This is a genomic window from Enterobacter cloacae complex sp. SHL012 (genome assembly GCF_049237505.1).
Lineage (GTDB): Bacteria > Pseudomonadota > Gammaproteobacteria > Enterobacterales > Enterobacteriaceae > Enterobacter > Enterobacter kobei.
Map to the genome: position 1 here is coordinate 170,545 of NZ_JBMKIZ010000006.1, position 16,338 is coordinate 186,882.

Annotated in this window: 17 protein-coding genes, 1 pseudogene and 1 other annotated feature; of the genes and pseudogenes, 5 read left to right on the forward strand and 13 right to left on the reverse strand. The window is 55.3% G+C overall.

What is annotated here, in order from left to right:
* Nucleotides 1-29: 29 nt before the first annotated feature.
* Nucleotides 30-458: a small heat shock chaperone IbpB gene (gene ibpB, locus ACOTY9_RS18715; protein ID WP_014881915.1), complete on the reverse strand. Its 429-nt coding sequence runs from the start codon at nt 456-458 to the stop codon at nt 30-32.
* Nucleotides 459-594: 136 nt separating this feature from the next.
* Nucleotides 595-1,005, reverse strand: coding sequence for a small heat shock chaperone IbpA (gene ibpA / locus ACOTY9_RS18720; protein WP_008500162.1), 411 nt, complete (start codon nt 1,003-1,005; stop codon nt 595-597).
* Nucleotides 999-1,070 (reverse strand) — a sequence feature (ROSE (Repression Of Heat Shock gene Expression) occurs in the 5'-region of heat shock genes and acts as an RNA thermometer to modulate expression.). (Overlaps the previous gene by 7 nt.)
* 250 nt (nt 1,071-1,320) lie before the next feature.
* Here ibpA and ACOTY9_RS18725 point away from each other — a divergent pair.
* A complete protein-coding gene (locus tag ACOTY9_RS18725; protein ID WP_014881914.1) occupies nt 1,321-1,653 on the forward strand; it encodes a YceK/YidQ family lipoprotein in 333 nt (110 codons plus the stop codon).
* Here the strand turns inward: ACOTY9_RS18725 and ACOTY9_RS18730 are convergent.
* From ACOTY9_RS18730 to dnaA, 11 genes are all read right to left on the reverse strand, one after another.
* Entirely contained in the window at nt 1,650-2,879 is a 1,230-nt protein-coding gene (locus ACOTY9_RS18730; RefSeq protein ID WP_348566031.1) for a DUF3748 domain-containing protein, read from the reverse strand. The two genes, ACOTY9_RS18725 and ACOTY9_RS18730, sit on opposite strands and share 4 nt — an antisense overlap.
* A 51-nt stretch (nt 2,880-2,930) precedes the next feature.
* Nucleotides 2,931-4,268, reverse strand: coding sequence for an MFS transporter (locus tag ACOTY9_RS18735; RefSeq protein WP_045269315.1), 1,338 nt, complete (start codon nt 4,266-4,268; stop codon nt 2,931-2,933).
* A gap of 179 nt (nt 4,269-4,447) precedes the next feature.
* Nucleotides 4,448-5,596, reverse strand: coding sequence for a galactonate dehydratase (dgoD, locus tag ACOTY9_RS18740; protein WP_023331670.1), 1,149 nt, complete (start codon nt 5,594-5,596; stop codon nt 4,448-4,450).
* Nucleotides 5,593-6,210, reverse strand: coding sequence for a 2-dehydro-3-deoxy-6-phosphogalactonate aldolase (locus tag ACOTY9_RS18745; RefSeq protein WP_032635239.1), 618 nt, complete (start codon nt 6,208-6,210; stop codon nt 5,593-5,595). The genes dgoD and ACOTY9_RS18745 overlap by 4 nt, the downstream gene beginning before the upstream one ends.
* Nucleotides 6,194-7,072, reverse strand: coding sequence for a 2-dehydro-3-deoxygalactonokinase (locus ACOTY9_RS18750; protein WP_032635237.1), 879 nt, complete (start codon nt 7,070-7,072; stop codon nt 6,194-6,196). The genes ACOTY9_RS18745 and ACOTY9_RS18750 overlap by 17 nt, the downstream gene beginning before the upstream one ends.
* Entirely contained in the window at nt 7,069-7,758 is a 690-nt protein-coding gene (gene dgoR / locus ACOTY9_RS18755) for a D-galactonate utilization transcriptional regulator DgoR (protein ID WP_348566032.1), read from the reverse strand. The genes ACOTY9_RS18750 and dgoR overlap by 4 nt, the downstream gene beginning before the upstream one ends.
* Nucleotides 7,759-7,984: 226 nt before the next feature.
* On the reverse strand, nt 7,985-8,797 hold the full coding sequence (yidA, locus tag ACOTY9_RS18760) for a sugar-phosphatase (protein ID WP_014881907.1): 813 nt from the start codon (nt 8,795-8,797) through the stop codon (nt 7,985-7,987).
* Between the two features lie 190 nt (nt 8,798-8,987).
* Nucleotides 8,988-11,399, reverse strand: coding sequence for a DNA topoisomerase (ATP-hydrolyzing) subunit B (gyrB, locus tag ACOTY9_RS18765; protein WP_014881904.1), 2,412 nt, complete (start codon nt 11,397-11,399; stop codon nt 8,988-8,990).
* A 28-nt stretch (nt 11,400-11,427) separates the two neighbouring features.
* Nucleotides 11,428-12,501: a DNA replication/repair protein RecF gene (gene recF / locus ACOTY9_RS18770; RefSeq protein ID WP_014881903.1), complete on the reverse strand. Its 1,074-nt coding sequence runs from the start codon at nt 12,499-12,501 to the stop codon at nt 11,428-11,430.
* Nucleotides 12,501-13,601 carry a DNA polymerase III subunit beta gene (dnaN, locus tag ACOTY9_RS18775; RefSeq protein WP_010426557.1) on the reverse strand — a complete coding sequence of 367 codons (1,101 nt, stop codon included), beginning with the start codon at nt 13,599-13,601 and terminating at the stop codon, nt 12,501-12,503. The genes recF and dnaN overlap by 1 nt, the downstream gene beginning before the upstream one ends.
* Before the next feature lie 4 nt (nt 13,602-13,605).
* Nucleotides 13,606-15,000 (reverse strand): chromosomal replication initiator protein DnaA, encoded by a 1,395-nt coding sequence (dnaA, locus tag ACOTY9_RS18780; protein WP_014881902.1) that lies wholly within the window; start codon nt 14,998-15,000, stop codon nt 13,606-13,608.
* A gap of 321 nt (nt 15,001-15,321) precedes the next feature.
* Between dnaA and ACOTY9_RS18785 the strand changes: the two are divergent.
* The 4 genes and pseudogenes from ACOTY9_RS18785 to yidD form a co-directional block, all read left to right on the forward strand.
* A pseudogene (locus ACOTY9_RS18785) lies at nt 15,322-15,372 on the forward strand (hypothetical protein); the annotation flags it as partial.
* Nucleotides 15,373-15,600: 228 nt separating this feature from the next.
* On the forward strand, nt 15,601-15,741 hold the full coding sequence (rpmH, locus tag ACOTY9_RS18790; protein WP_000831330.1) for a 50S ribosomal protein L34: 141 nt from the start codon (nt 15,601-15,603) through the stop codon (nt 15,739-15,741).
* A 16-nt stretch (nt 15,742-15,757) separates the two neighbouring features.
* Entirely contained in the window at nt 15,758-16,117 is a 360-nt protein-coding gene (rnpA, locus tag ACOTY9_RS18795; protein WP_014072458.1) for a ribonuclease P protein component, read from the forward strand.
* Nucleotides 16,081-16,338 (forward strand): membrane protein insertion efficiency factor YidD, encoded by a 258-nt coding sequence (gene yidD / locus ACOTY9_RS18800; protein ID WP_001307474.1) that lies wholly within the window; start codon nt 16,081-16,083, stop codon nt 16,336-16,338. Before rnpA ends, yidD begins: the two co-directional genes overlap by 37 nt.

Genomic DNA, 16,338 nt, shown 5'->3' on the forward strand with positions numbered 1-16,338 from the left:
TTACCCGACCTACAGGTTCGGCGGGCTTGTTAACTGTTCAACGCCGGCCGCTCGCTAATGGCGATACGCTGCGGCGCGATGGCTTCCGGCACGTTACGGGTCAGATCGATATGCAGTAGCCCGTTGGTAAAGGTCGCACCGGACACGTCCATATGGTCTGCCAGGGTAAAGCTCAGGCTAAACGGCTGATTAACCAGCCCCTGATGCAGCCATTGAGTCTCGGTCTCCTGTTTTTCCGGCGTCCCTTTCACGGTCAGACGGGTACCTTCAAGCTGGATGTCCAGATCCTCCTGGCGGAAACCGGCCAGCGCAAGGGTGATGCGATAGTGGTTATCGTCACTTTTTTCAATGTTATACGGCGGAAACGTCTGGTGCTCAGTCGTGCTTTGCAGGGCGTTAGCCAGTTTGTCAAAACCAATCCACTGACGCAGCAGAGGGGATAAATCATAGTTACGCATACTAAATCTCCTTCTAAGAAGCGAGTTCGGCACAGTTTAATTTTGTGCGCAGTTGTTCCTGCAAATCCTGATGGATTCGCATATGCTCCCGTTACGGCAAGCAAGTCTGTGTGGGCCGCGCTTGCGACCCCCGTGATTAGTTAATTTCGATACGGCGCGGTTTTTTCTCTTCCGGAATCACGCGTTCCAGTTCGATAAACAGCAGGCCGTTAACCAGGTTCGCGCCCTTGACGTGAATGTTCTCGGCTAACTGGAACTTGCGTTCAAAGTTACGCTCGGCGATGCCCTGGTAGAGGTAGGTACGTTCTTTCTGCTCGGCCGTATGGGAACCTTTCACCACCAGCAGGTTGTCCTGCGCGGTGATCTCCAGTTCGTTTTCTGCAAAACCGGCAACGGCAATCGCGATGCGGTAGTGGTTTTCGTCAACCAGCTCGACATTGTATGGAGGGTAGCCATTGCTCTGGCTTTGGTTATTTTCTAAATGGTTAAACAGGCGGTCAAAACCAATTGCAGAACGGTATAGCGGAGAAAGATCGAAGTTACGCATAAATAAAACTCCTGAAATCAGCGAGAAATTATAGCCTTCCACCATGGACAGGCCTTTGTGCCCCCGAACGCCCATCAGGCGCGTTCGTTATCGGGTCACATTCTTAAAATGGGTCTGGAACCGGGCTTTTCAAGACTATTTATGTGAGATTTTTTTGCACTTTGCTGGTTGTCGCATAGACTCTGGGACAACAGCACAAAGGGTTAAATTGCGATGACTGCCACAGTGCGGGATTATCGAGCTATCCATTTCGGATAAGGCTCGCTATAACCCTGAGTTGCAGGTCTATGCAGTAACATTAACGATGACTGAGTGATGATGAAAAATGTTCTGATAAAGCTGACGACGTTCAGCGGGGTAGTTTTACTTTGCGGGTGTTCGAGCGTGATGTCTCACACCGGCGGTAAAGAAGGAACATATCCGGGGACGCGCGCCAGCGCGGCGATGATCTCCGATGACGATACCAACTGGGGCACCAAATCCCTGGTTATCCTGGATATGCCGTTTACGGCAGTAGCGGATACGCTTCTGCTGCCGTGGGATGTATTCCGTAAGGATGACTCCGTGCGTTCACGGGTAGAGAAAAGCGAGCAGGAAAACCTGGCGACCAACGCCGTCATTCCGCCCGCCGAGATGCCTCCGCGCTAGTTCTGTGCGGTTTCCGTTATCCAAAGCTGACGGAAACCGCCCGTCTCTTCCATCCATGCAATAACGCGCCCGTTCGGAGAAAACACGACGGCATCCGCAGAAGGTGGATTGCCGTGATCGGACGTCAAAAACGTCACCTCTCCGGTCTGTGCGTCGCAGCACGCAATCCGATTTTCGAGCACAAATCCCAGCATCTTCCCGGACGGGTGCCAGTTGAACGCAGACTGGATATCGCGCTCAGCGTGGGTGAGCTGGCGCGGCTCGCCGCCCTCAGGCGAGATCAGCCACAGCTGCACAACGCCGTTATCATCACGCATCAGAAACGCGATTTGTGTCGCCTGCGGGTTACTGCGCACCCAGTGGCGCGGCACGTTCACCAGACCCGGATAGCGGTTGTGGTGCGTGAAGGTTAACCGACGCTGCATCACGCCCGCTGGCGGCGCAGGCAGCATTTCTGGCGTTCCCTGCAGCGGCGCATCACCCGCACGTTTCCAGCCCTGTTCATCTACTGGCAGGTTAACAATGAACAGTTCAGGCACTTTTTCGCCCTGTGCTGAGAGGGTATCGCCGATAAACGCCAGCCTGTCGTTGCCCACCCAGCCCTCTTCGTAGGCGCGATTGATTTCGTCGCTGCCCGGTTGTGGGTTAGGCGTCGTGCGGCTGACCAGCACGCTCCAGAAGGTTCCCGGATATTCACGCGGATGGTTCCCCTGTGGATTCACCGGGCCGAAAGGCGCCGCCACGCCAACGTTGCGTAAATCGAGCTTCGGATCGCGCATATGCATGACATGGTCGTTATAGGTAAAGCTGACCAACTGCCCGTTCGGGCTGAAGACATGTACGTGGCTGCCACCGCGCAGCGCGCCTGGAGTATAGGGCGCGGTGATATCCATCGCATCCAGATTGCTTACCTGACCGTGATGCGCAATCACCCCCTGGCGATGATGAAAATCGTAGCGCCAGTCCGCGTCCGGGTGTTTCGGACCGTGGATAAAGACGTATTCATCCTGTGCCGGATGAACGGTCACCACGCCAACGTGCGCGCCGTCCGTAGCGCAATAAATCACCTCGACCTCGCCCGTGCCTACATTAACTCGTTCGATGGTTTCACCGGTGAACGACGCCCCTGACGGACGCACGTCATAGACCAGCCACTGGCTGTCCGGCGTCCAGGTATTGATATTAGTAAGCTGGTGGTTGCGGGAAGCGAAGGTGATTTGTTTCATGAGGATACCCTGATGCGCAGTTATCGCATCAGGGTAAAACATCTGTGTGGATTAGCCTACTCGTTTCACATCACCTACCAGCAGTATGTAAGAAAGCGCGCCAATCAACGCCACGGCGGAGATGTAAACCAGCGCCGGGCCAAAACCGTAATCCTGGGCCAGATAACCAATGACCAGCGGCACGGTAATTCCACCCAGCCCGCCAACGAAGTTGAACACACCGCCGGTCAGACCGATCAGCCGCATCGGTGCCAGGGACGACACCAGCGACCAGGTAATCGATGCGAAACCATTACCAAAGAACGCCACTGCCATCAGGGTCATTATCCACACCGGATCGTTGGTATAGTTGGCACCCATGATGCAGGTGGAGATCAGCAATCCGCAGATAATCGGTGTTTTACGCGCTACCCCCAATGAGAACCCTTTTTTTACCAGCTTATCCGCCAGCCAGCCCGAGAGCAGGACACCGAAGAACGCGGCAAGGAACGGTACGGTGGTCATAAAGCCCGCCTTCAGCGCGGTGATCCCCTTCTCCTGCGTCAGGTAGTTTGGGAACCACGTCAGGAAGAACCACAGCGTGGACGTCACCGCAAATTGCCCCAGGTAAACCCCCACCAGCTTACGGTGGAAGACCAGCTTCCAGTCGGCTTTGGTCAGCGGCTGGCGCGCCTCTTTTTTCACGGGCGCATCACCATCCACCAGGCCGCCGCCGTCGCGGATATAGTCCAGCTCTGCTTTGCTGATGCTTTTGGTCAGGCGCGGCGGCTGATAGACCTTAATCCAGATAAACGACCAGATGATGCCGATCCCACCGGTAACAATAAACACCCAGTGCCAACTCAGCAGTTCCTGGATCCAGATTAACAATGGCGTCAGGAATGCCAGACCAACAAACTGCCCGGAGGTGTAAAAGCCCACCGCGGAGGCACGTTCGTGTTCCGGGAACCAGCTGGTCACCATGCGGTTATTGGTCGGGAACGCGGGTGCTTCAAATATCCCGGTGATGGCACGCAGACCGATCAGCGACATTAGTCCGGTCGCGAAGCCCTGAAACAAGGTCGCCACGGACCAGCCAAAAATAGCGATAAAATAAGTCAGACGTGAACCCACGCGGTCAAGGAACCAGCCGCCCGGGATCTGGCAAAGCGTATAGAGCCAGGCAAACGCCGAGAAGACATAACCCATTTCCGCTTTAGTGATACCAAACTCTTCCTGAATATGGGCCGATGCCACGGCAAGGTTGGCGCGGTCAACATAACAAATGACCACGGTAATAAAGATCATCAACAGCGTCAGGTAACGGCGACGCCCGGTTTTTGCAGCAGTAACTGGAATATCCATCGCAATCTGTCTCCAGATTTTGGGCATAGCGAAGCCGCTCACCATGCCCTGTAGTTTCAGAGGGTGTAATTATTTTTTTATTTAAAAACGTAGCCAGAATGCGCTAAATAATTCGTGCTGGGGGGAAGGCGGCAAGTTTTCGCATCCCCGGGAGCATACAAAAGTATGTGACCGGGGTAAGAAAGCGCAGCCAACGCCTCACCAGCGCGAAGTATGACGCGCATTTACCACTCGGCGACTGAACCGTCTTCATGCCGCCATAACGGGTTACGCCAGTCCGGCGCATGTTTACTCAGCTCAATAACTTTGGCTTCGTCAATTTCAACACCCAGACCCGGTTTCGTTAACGGTTTAAAGAATCCGCCTTCCATGCTGAAGTCTTCTTTGTTTTTCACAAAATCGAGCAGCTCCGCGCCTTTGTTATAGTGAATCCCCATGCTTTGTTCCTGGAACACGGCATTGCGGGAGACAAAATCGACATGCAGGCAGGCCGCCAGCGCGATTGGTCCGAGCGGACAGTGCGGAGCCAGCGCCACGTCGTAGGCTTCTGCCATGCCGGCAATTTTGTAGCATTCGGTGATACCGCCCGCGTGGGAGAGATCCGGCTGCAGGATCGCAATGCCGCCCGCTTCGAGCACCCGTTTAAATTCAAAGCGTGAGAACATCCGTTCGCCCGCCGCGATAGGAATGTGCGTCTGTTCAGCCAGCTTCGGATAGTATTCGGCCTGCTCGGCCAGCACCGGCTCTTCGATAAACAGCGGGCGATATGGTTCCAGTTCTTTAATGAGCACCTTCGCCATCGGCGCGCTGACACGCCCATGAAAATCCAGACCGAACTCAATCTCGTTGCCGAAGGCTTCACGGATTTGCGCCACGGTATTTACCGCCCGGTCTACCGCGCGCGAGTTGTCGATGACGCCCATCTCTTCGCAGCCGTTGAGCTTGAAGGTGTCAAAACCGATGTTGCGCAGCTGTGTAATGCCGTCGATCACTTCCGAAGGGCGGTCGCCTCCGACCCAGCTATAGGCTTTGATTTTGTCGCGCACCAGGCCACCCATCAGTTGCCAGACCGGGGCGTTCAGCACTTTACCTTTGATATCCCATAGAGCCTGGTCGATACCGGCGATAGCGCTCATGAGAATCGGACCACCGCGGTAGAAACCCGCGCGATACATCACCTGCCAGAGGTCGTTAATGCGTGCCGGATCCTGCCCAATCAGATATTCCCCCAGCTCATGCACTGCAGCTTCAACGGTGCGGGCTCGCCCTTCAATCACCGGCTCGCCCCAGCCCACAACACCTTCGTCGGTTTCGATTTTCAAGAACATCCAGCGCGGGGGTAAACGGTACGTGGTGAGTTTGGTTATTTTCATTTCACTGCCTCTCGATACGCTTTCACAAATGCTGCCGCCTGCTGTGCGGTACGTTCAACGGGCTGTCCGGCGCGATAAAGATCGCTGCCCAGCCCCGCGCCCACACAGCCAGCGCTTATCCACTGGCCCAGGTTTTCTGGCGTAACGCCACCCACGGCAAAGACCGGCACGCTGGCGGGCAATACCGCCTTCAGCGCTTTGATGTAATCCGGACCAAAAGCCGAGGACGGGAAAATTTTCAGCGATTGCGCGCCCGCGTCGAGGGCAGTAAACGCTTCTGTGGCCGTCGCGCATCCCGGACAAACGGTCATGCCGTAACCCACCGCACGGCGGATCACCTCAGGATGGATGTTCGGGGTGACGATGAGCTTGCAGCCCATCTTTGCCAGCTGGTCCACCTGCTCCGGTTGTAAGACGGTCCCCGCGCCAATCAGCGCTTTATCACCAAACGCATCCACCACGGCCGGAATGCTCTTTTCCCATTGTGGGGAGTTGAGCGGAATCTCCACCGCGTCGAACCCGGCGTCTATAACTGCGCCGACGTGCGCTAACGCCTCATCGGGCGTGATACCGCGCAAAATCGCGATAAGGGGAAGGTCAGTTTGCCACTGCATGAGCGATGCTCCTTATTCCTGCCTGAAATGCCGTGTCGCCGGGTACCGTTGAAACGGTAAGCCCAACAGCGCGGAACGCCTGTTCGTAGCGTGACGTTAGCGATGCGCCTGCGACAATCGTGATGGCCTGCTCGTGCACGATGAAGTCACGCATGCTGGCGACCTCAGCGCCAATCAGCAGGCCCGAGAGAAATTCACTGACCTGCTCGCGCGGGAGATCGCCCAGCACGTGCGAGGCGCGAACCTCAAAAAGTTGCGGCAAAACGACAGGACAGGCGATCCCACGCGCCAGACCAGCAGCAAACGCCTCTGGCGAGGATTTTTGCTCCGGCAAACCCGCCCCCACCAGCGAATGGTTGAGCAGCAAATGATGCAGCTCGCCGGTCATCACGGTGCGAAAGTCGTGGATTTGCTCAGCATCCGCCTGGACCCACTTGCAGTGCGTTCCGGGCATAACGTAGACAGAAGAAGGAGATAGCGTGCGCGCGCCAAGGAGCTGCGTCTCTTCGCCGCGCATCACGTTGTGGTTATCGTCGCGAGAAACGCACAAACCGGGAATAATCCAGATATTGTCGCCTACGGACGTTAAACGATCGCCAATAGCAGAGAAATGGGCGGGAACAGGCAAATAAGGCGCGGTTTTCCAGCCTACGTTACTGCCTACCATACCCGCCATGACTACCGGCGTGGCGCTATCGCGCCAGTTTTGCGTCACTTCTGCTAACACCGCCTCAGGGGATTTACCGTTCAGGCGCGTTACGCCTGCTTCTGATTGCCTGCTCTCCAGGCACTGCTCGTCCTGGTACAGCCAGGCGCGCAGATTGGTCGAACCCCAGTCAATTGCGATGTAGCGAGATGTCATGTGATTTCCTTCAACCTTCGTGTCGAGCTGGCAATCATGGTAAGTGCCGCCTGCTCTGCCGCATCGCCATCCTGATGCCGTATCGCATCAAACAGCGCTTTATGTTCCTGGAGCGTTTTTGGCATGTTGGCCTCATCGCCCATCCAGGTACGTTCAAATACTGCTCGCTGTAGCGAGCTGATCGCCACGCTAAGCTGCTGTAATACCGGGTTATGTACCGACTGCAACACCGCTTCGTGATAGCGAATATCAGCCTCATTGAACGCTTCCCGGTTCTGGTTATTGGCAATCATGTCGTTTAAAGCCGACTCGATTTGTGCCAGGTCGCCGGACATTGCCCGTTCCGCTGCCCAACGTGCGATTGCCGGTTCCACCAGATTTCGGACTTCACTCATCGCGCCGATAAGCCGCGGGTCGTAATCGTTTTCCAGTACCCACTGCAATACGTCGGTATCGAGGTAGTTCCACTGGTTGCGCGGGGCAACAAACGCGCCGCGATACCGTTTCATTTCAATCAGACGCTTCGCCATCAGCGAGCGGAACACTTCCCGGATGATGTTGCGCGAAGTTTTAAATTCCTCACACAGTTCAGCCTCTGCTGGCAGTGGCGAACCGGGAACGTATTTCCCGCCGACAATCTGGGTGCCCAGCGTAATGACGATGCGATCGGTTTTATTGAGAGTCATGGAGAGTCCTTGTGCTCTTTGTGTACATGACTACTTTACCGCGACCGCCGAATTTCACCTCACTTTTGCAGTACAAACGTGAGGGAGTTCGTCTTTGCCATGGCTGTAATGTAGTACAATCACTTAATGTTGTACTACAATCAAGATCACAAAAAGAACAATTAAATAAATTCAGCGCAAAAAAAAGCCCCGGTTGATAACCGAGGCCGATGAATGCAAACAGGCGTTACTGCAGCACAAACTTCTCGATGGCGTACGCCACACCGTCTTCCAGATTGGATTTGGTGACGAAGTTAGCCACGTCTTTCACCGACGGGATCGCGTTATCCATCGCGACGCCCATCCCCGCGAATTCAATCATTGCGATGTCGTTTTCCTGGTCGCCCAGCGCCATGATTTCCTCAGGTTTAATACCCAGCGCGTCAGCCAGTGATTTTACGCCCGTGCCTTTATTGACGCGTTTATCGAGAATTTCGAGGAAGTACGGCGCGCTTTTCAACACGGTGTACTTCTCTTTGACCTCTGCCGGAATACGCGCGATGGCTTTATCCAGGATCTCCGGCTCATCGATCATCATCACTTTCAGGAACTGCGTCGCCGGGTCCATTTTCTCGGCTTCACAGAAGACCAGCGGAATGGTCGCAACGTAAGATTCATGTACCGTGTAGTAGCTGATATCGCGGTTGGCGGTGTAGAGCGTATTGCGATCGAGCGCGTGGAAGTGAGAGCCCACTTCACGGGAAAGTTTTTCCAGGAACAGATAGTCGTCGTAGCTCAGTGCCGTTTGCGCAACCGTGCTGCCATCTGCGGCTTTCTGCACCAGCGCGCCGTTATAGGTGATGCAGTAATCGCCCGGCTGGTTCATGTGCAGCTCTTTCAGGTAACTGTGCACGCCCGCATACGGACGCCCGGTGGTCAGTACCACATTCACGCCCTTCGCGCGTGCGGCAGCGATCGCGTTTTTAACGGCAGGAGAGATAGTGTGGTCTGGCAGCAGCAGCGTGCCGTCCATGTCGATTGCAATGAGTTTGATAGCCATGAGTTCCCCAAGATAAATGAGTGCTGTCTCATGCTAACGCGATTCCGCTCAAAAAACACGGTAAGAAAGGGGATGGGCTGTGGGGAGGGAATTCCGCTTTTGCGCCTAAAGAAAAGCCCGGTGGCGCGTTGCTTACCGGACCTACGAAACTGTAGCCCCGGTAAGCAACGCGCCACCGGGGACAAACGGGTTAAATATCGATATTCGCCGCTTTCAGCGCGTTCTCTTCGATGAAGGCACGGCGTGGTTCAACCGCATCGCCCATCAACGTCGTGAACAGCTGGTCGGCTGCAATCGCATCTTTCACGGTGACGCGCAGCATACGACGGCTTTCTGGATCCATGGTGGTTTCCCACAGCTGATCCGGGTTCATTTCACCCAGACCTTTATAACGCTGGATAGAAAGACCGCGACGGGACTCTTTCACCAGCCAGTCCAGCGCCTGCTCGAAGCTGGCTACCGGCTGACGGCGTTCACCACGTTCGATAAACGCATCGTCTTCGATCAGACCGCGCAGCTTCTCGCCGAGAGTGCAGATACGACGATATTCCGGACCGGTCACGAATTCATGCTCGAGCGGGTAGTCGGTGTCGACGCCGTGGGTGCGCACGCGAACAATCGGCTCGAACTGCTGGGCCGCGTTCTGCTGAACGTCAAATTTCCACTGGCTACCGTGCTGCTCTTTCTCGTTCAGCTCGCTCACCAGGGTGTTCACCCAGCGGGTAACTGCCTGTTCGTCGCTCAGTTCGGCTTCAGTCAGGGTTGGCTGATAGATCAGCTCCTTCAGCAGCGCTTTCGGATAACGACGCTCCATACGACCAATCATTTTCTGAGTGGCGTTGAACTCAGAAACCAGACGCTCCAGCGGCTCGCCGGCCAGTGCAGGGGCATGAGAGTTCGCGTGCAGGGTTGCACCGTCAAGCGCGATCGCGATTTGGTACTGATCCATCGCATCGTCATCTTTAATGTACTGTTCCTGCTTGCCTTTCTTCACTTTGTACAGCGGTGGCTGTGCAATGTAGACGTGGCCACGTTCAACGATTTCCGGCATCTGACGATAGAAGAAGGTCAACAGCAGCGTACGGATGTGCGAGCCGTCGACGTCCGCATCGGTCATGATGATGATGCTGTGATAACGCAGTTTGTCCGGGTTGTACTCGTCACGCCCAATACCGCAGCCCAGCGCGGTGATAAGCGTCGCTACTTCCTGAGAAGAGAGCATTTTGTCGAAGCGCGCCTTCTCAACGTTGAGGATTTTACCCTTCAACGGCAGGATTGCCTGGTTCTTACGGTTACGGCCCTGCTTCGCAGAACCGCCCGCGGAGTCCCCTTCCACAAGGTACAGTTCAGAGAGCGCCGGGTCACGTTCCTGGCAGTCAGCCAGCTTGCCTGGCAGACCCGCTAAGTCCAGAGCGCCTTTACGACGGGTCATTTCACGGGCTTTACGCGCCGCTTCACGAGCACGTGCCGCGTCAATAATTTTGCCGACAACGATTTTCGCGTCAGACGGGTTTTCCAGCAGGTATTCGCTCAGCAGTTCGTTCATCTGCTGTTCAACCGCCGATTTCACCTCAGAAGAGACCAGCTTATCTTTGGTCTGTGATGAGAACTTCGGATCCGGCACCTTCACGGAGACAACGGCAATCAAACCTTCACGGGCATCGTCGCCGGTGGCGCTGACTTTCGCTTTTTTGCTATAGCCTTCTTTGTCCATGTAGGCGTTCAGGGTACGGGTCATCGCCGCGCGGAAGCCCGCCAGGTGCGTACCGCCGTCACGCTGTGGAATGTTGTTGGTGAAGCAGTAGATGTTTTCCTGGAAACCATCGTTCCACTGCAGCGCCACTTCAACGCCGATACCGTCTTTTTCTGTGGAGAAGTAGAAGATATTCGGGTGAATTGGCGTTTTATTCTTGTTCAGATACTCAACGAACGCCTTGATCCCGCCTTCGTAGTGGAAGTGGTCTTCTTTGTTGTCACGCTTGTCGCGCAGACGAATCGACACACCGGAGTTCAGGAACGACAGTTCACGCAGGCGTTTCGCCAGGATGTCATACTCGAATTCGGTGACGTTGGTGAAGGTTTCGAGGCTCGGCCAGAAACGCACCATGGTACCGGTTTTGTCGGTGTCGCCAGTGACGGCCAGCGGTGCCTGCGGCACGCCGTGCGTATAAAGCTGACGGTGAATTTTGCCTTCACGCTGGATAACCAGCTCCAGCTTCTGCGACAGGGCGTTAACCACGGAGACGCCTACGCCGTGCAGGCCGCCGGAAACTTTATAGGAGTTATCGTCAAACTTACCGCCTGCGTGCAGAACGGTCATGATCACTTCCGCAGCAGAGACCCCCTCTTCCGGGTGAATACCGGTTGGGATGCCACGGCCATCATCAGTGACGGAGACGGAGTTGTCCGCATGGATGGTGACCACGATGTCTTTACAGTGACCCGCGAGCGCTTCGTCGATAGCGTTATCTACCACCTCGAATACCATGTGGTGCAGACCGGTGCCGTCATCCGTGTCGCCGATATACATACCCGGGCGCTTACGCACCGCATCCAGCCCTTTCAGGACTTTGATACTGGAGGAGTCATAAGAATTCGACATCAACGTTTCTCGCTCATTTCAACTTGGGTTAATCCGTTATTTTACCCTTTTCCACGGTAAACATCTTCGAATTTTCGTCCGACATGTCCATAACGTGTTCAGCGCTAATCGCGCTGACGAAAACCTGCGACTGCGTGGCTTTTAAGCGGCTGGCAAGCAGCCCGCGCCGCGCGTCGTCAAGTTCCGAGGCAAAATCATCTATCAGGTACAGGCAGCGTCGCCCGCTCTCGCGAGTGAGGAACTCTCCCTGCGCCAGGCGCAGTGCGCACATCAGGAGCTTGAGTTGCCCGCGCGACAATGTGTCTTCCACCGGCGCACCGTCGGCACGAATGCGGAAATCCGCCTTGTGCGGGCCGTGCGCGGTGTAGGTCAGCATGCGGTCGCGCTCGAAGTTTCTCTCTAACACCTCAGCATAATCCGTCTCTTTCTCCCAGCCGCGCTGGAAGGAGAAGGTGAGAGAGAACTCGGGTAAAAACTGTTTGCAGGTGTCGGCCATGTCTTCGGCGATACCTGCGCTGTATTCGGCACGCCAGCGGCTGATCTGTTCCGCGAGAGGGATAAGCTCCAAATCCCACGGGCGCAGCTGGGCGTAACGGGTGACCTGGCGCAACGCGGCGTTACGCTGCTTGAGCAGGCGCTTCAGGTTGCTCCAGGCGTTAAAGAAACCGGCTTCGTTGTGAAAGCATCCCCAGTCGAGGAATGCTCTTCTGTATTTGGGGCCGCCGTTGAGTAAAGTAAACCCCTCGGGCGTAATCAGCTGCATCGGCATGAGCAGCGCCAGCTCCGCCACCTTGTGGCCGTCGGTGCCGTCGATGCGTACCTTGCTGTCGCCCTGCTTGTCTTTGGTCAGGCCAATGGCGGTTTCTCGCTCCGCCCCCTGCAAACGCCCATGCAGAACAAAAGATTCCTGCTCGTGGCGAATGACGCGGCCAATCTGCAAACTGCGAAACGCCCGACCATGGCCGAGCGTATAGATGGCTTCCAGCACGCTGGTTTTGCCACTGCCGTTTGCGCCAACCAGGAAGTTAAAGCCAGGGGAGAGAGCGAGATCCGCGCTTTCGATGTTGCGAAAGTCGCGGATCAACAGACGGGTGAGCGACATTACAGTCTCATTGGCATGACAACATAAGCCGCGCTTTGGCTGGCAGCATCTTCAATCTGTACGCTCGATACGGAGTCGGTCAGCAGAATGCGCACGTTCTCGCATTTCAGCGCGTTCAACACGTCCAGCACATAGCTGACGTTGAAGCCGATTTCCATCTCGGTTCCGGCGTAGGTGACGTCCAGAATCTCTTCTGCCTCTTCCTGCTCCGGGTTATTGGCGGTGATTTTGATCTGGTTTTCACTCACGTACAGACGCACGCCGCGGAATTTCTCGTTAGAGAGAATGGCGGCACGGGCAAACGCCTGCTTGAGGCTATCGCAGCCCGCTTCCAGCGTCTTGTCCGGGTTCTTCGGCAATACGCGGCGATAATCCGGGAAACGGCCGTCAACCAGCTTCGAAGTGAAGACAAAATCGCCCACATGCGCGCGGATGTTGTTGCTGCCGATCTGCACGCGCAGCGGCGTGTCGCCACCGTCGAGCATACGCATCAGCTCAATCACCCCTTTACGCGGCACGATCACCGAATGGTTTGGCAGCGAGTCGCCAATCGGCATAGAACAGACCGCCAGACGGTGGCCGTCGGTCGCTACGGTACGCAGCTCTTCGCCTTCGGTTTCGAACAGCATGCCGTTTAAGTAGTAACGAACGTCCTGATGCGCCATGGAGAACTGCGTGGCTTCAATCAAACGCTTCATCGTCGCCTGCGGTAGGGTGAATTCAACTTCACTCTGCCAGTCGTCCAGGTTCGGGAAGTCTGCAGCAGGCAGCGTGGAGAGCGAAAAACGGCTGCGGCCAGAGCGCACCAGCATACGGTCGCCTTCCAGCTGCACGGCAATTTCAGCGCCTTCCGGCAGCCCACGGCAGATATCAAAGAATTTACGTGCCGGAACCGTGGTCGCGCCCGCGTCGTGCGGCTGCGTCAGCGTAACGCGCGCGATCATTTCCATTTCCAGATCTGTACCGGTCAGCGACAGCGTACCGTCCGCGACCTGAAGCAGCAGGTTTCCGAGAATAGGCAGCGTTGGGCGGCCACCTAATGGGCCACTCACCTGTTGCAGCGGTTTTAATAAATGTTCACGTTCAACGGTAAATTTCATAGCGTCACGATGATAGTGTTCTGATTAAATTGGAGAAATCTTCTTTTATGTCGTGGCTTTCTTCGCGTAACTGCTCAATCTTGCGGCACGCATGCAGCACGGTCGTATGGTCACGGCCACCAAACGCATCGCCGATTTCCGGCAGACTGTGGTTGGTTAACTCCTTTGCCAGCGCCATCGCCATCTGACGCGGACGCGCCACCGAGCGGGAACGACGTTTAGACAGTAAATCTGCCACTTTGATCTTGTAGTACTCGGCCACCGTCTTTTGAATATTGTCGATAGTGACCAGTTTTTCCTGCAATGCCAGCAGATCACGCAGCGCTTCTCGCACAAAATCGATGGTGATCGCACGACCGGTAAAGTTGGCATTGGCAATCACGCGGTTCAGTGCTCCTTCCAGCTCACGCACATTGGAACGAAGACGCTTGGCAATAAAGAACGCTACTTCACCCGGCAGGCGAATGTCGTTCTCATCGGCTTTTTTCATCAGGATCGCGACGCGGGTTTCCAGCTCCGGCGGCTCGATCGCCACGGTCAGGCCCCAGCCGAAGCGGGATTTCAGACGATCTTCAACGCCGTTGATCTCTTTAGGATAACGATCCGAGGTCAGAATGATCTGCTGATTACCTTCCAGCAGGGCGTTGAAGGTGTGGAAAAATTCTTCCTGCGATCGTTCTTTATTGGCAAAGAACTGGATGTCATCGATCAGCAGCGCATCAACGGAACGGTAGTAGCGTTTAAACTCTTCGATCGCATTGTTTTGCAGGGCTTTTACCATGTCCTGAACGAAGCGCTCGGAGTGCATATACACCACTTTCGCATTCGGCTTGCGGGCCATAATGCCGTTACCCACCGCATGCAGCAGGTGCGTTTTACCCAGACCCGTGCCGCCATACAGGAACAGTGGGTTGTAGGCGCCACCGGGGTTATCAGCAACCTGACGAGCCGCCGCGCGCGCCAGCTGGTTCGACTTACCTTCAACGAAGTTATCGAACGTGTGCTTCACGTTAACGTTGGAACGGTAGGTTGGCTCTGCCGGTGCAGGCACGTTATCCCAGCCCTGACGAGCAGGTGCAACGCGAGGGGCTGGCGCAGGAGCGGCCTGAGCTGGCGCTGCGACATTCACGGTTTCACGAACGGTTTGGGTGACGGGCCTGGTGCCCACTTCAAAACGCAGCTGCGGGACATCTGACCCGCAGAAATCGTTCAGCAGGCCGTTGATGTTATTAAGGTACTTGTCTCTTACCCAATCGAGCACAAAACGGTTTGGCGCATACAAAGCCAGCGTGTTATCGCTCAGCTCCGCCTGCAACGGGCGGATCCACATACTGAATTCTGTGGCTGGTAACTCATCCTGCAATCGGGCAAGACACTGCTGCCAAAGCGAAAGTGACACGGCGGACTCCACTCGAACAATAAAAGAAAACTATTGAATATTCATGATTGTTGGCGCACATCGACATGACCCTGTGCAAAGGGTGACGTGCGAATTGCTATCTGCAATTTAATCCTGACCAGGATCCTGGGATCCCGATCGGGACCGCGGATCATAGCCTAAACTGAGCCAGAGATCTTCTGTTTCTCACAGATTCTTCCCGATTTATCCACAGGAAGATCCGAAACCGGGTAAGTGTAAACGATCCTGGCGCGAGTGCCTCGCGATTTAGCCCGCATATTGGAAAATTTAATGAGCAACGACAATTTATTGCTTAAATGATCTAACGAAGATCCGGGACGATCCTTGCGCTTTGTTGCCGAGCCCGTATAATCCTCGACCCGGCGCGTGATGCTCATCTTCCTGCGTCGTCCGTTGCTCATTTTCCACGCGAAATCGTGCGGAAATACGCGGGAAATAAGGAAAGAGAATTGACTCCGGAGTGTACAATTATTACAATCCGGCCTCTTTAATCACCCACGCTGAGGCGTTAGTCGTTCGAAACTCGTTCGGGTATACGCAAAAGTCAGTGAATTTATTCAAGTTTAGGTAGAAATCGCCATGAAACGCACTTTTCAACCGTCTGTACTGAAGCGCAACCGTTCTCACGGCTTCCGTGCTCGTATGGCTACTAAAAATGGTCGTCAGGTTCTGGCACGTCGTCGTGCTAAAGGCCGCGCTCGTCTGACCGTTTCCAAGTAATAAAGCTAACCCCTGAGTGGTTAAGCTCGCATTTCCCAGGGAGTTACGTTTGTTAACTCCCACTCATTTCACTTTCGTCTTCCAGCAGCCACAACGGGCTGGCACGCCGCAAATCACCATCCTCGGCCGCCAAAATTCGCTGGGGCATCCCCGCATCGGTCTCACAGTCGCCAAGAAAAACGTTAAGCGCGCGCATGAACGCAATCGGATTAAACGTCTGACGCGTGAAAGCTTCCGTTTACGTCAGCACGAACTGCCTTCTATGGATTTCGTGGTGGTGGCTAAAAAGGGGGTTGCCGACCTCGATAACCGTGCTCTCTCGGAAGCGTTGGAAAAATTATGGCGCCGCCACTGTCGCCTGGCTCACGGGTCCTGATAGCCCTCATTCGGGTCTATCAACGCCTGATTAGTCCGCTACTCGGGCCGCACTGCCGTTTCACACCAACATGCTCAAGCTACGGAATTGAGGCATTGCGCAGGTTTGGAGTGATAAAAGGCAGTTGGTTGACGGTGAAACGCGTATTAAAATGCCACCCTTTACACCCCGGTGGAGACGACCCCGTCCCCCCAGGACCTTTTGATACCAGAGAACACTAA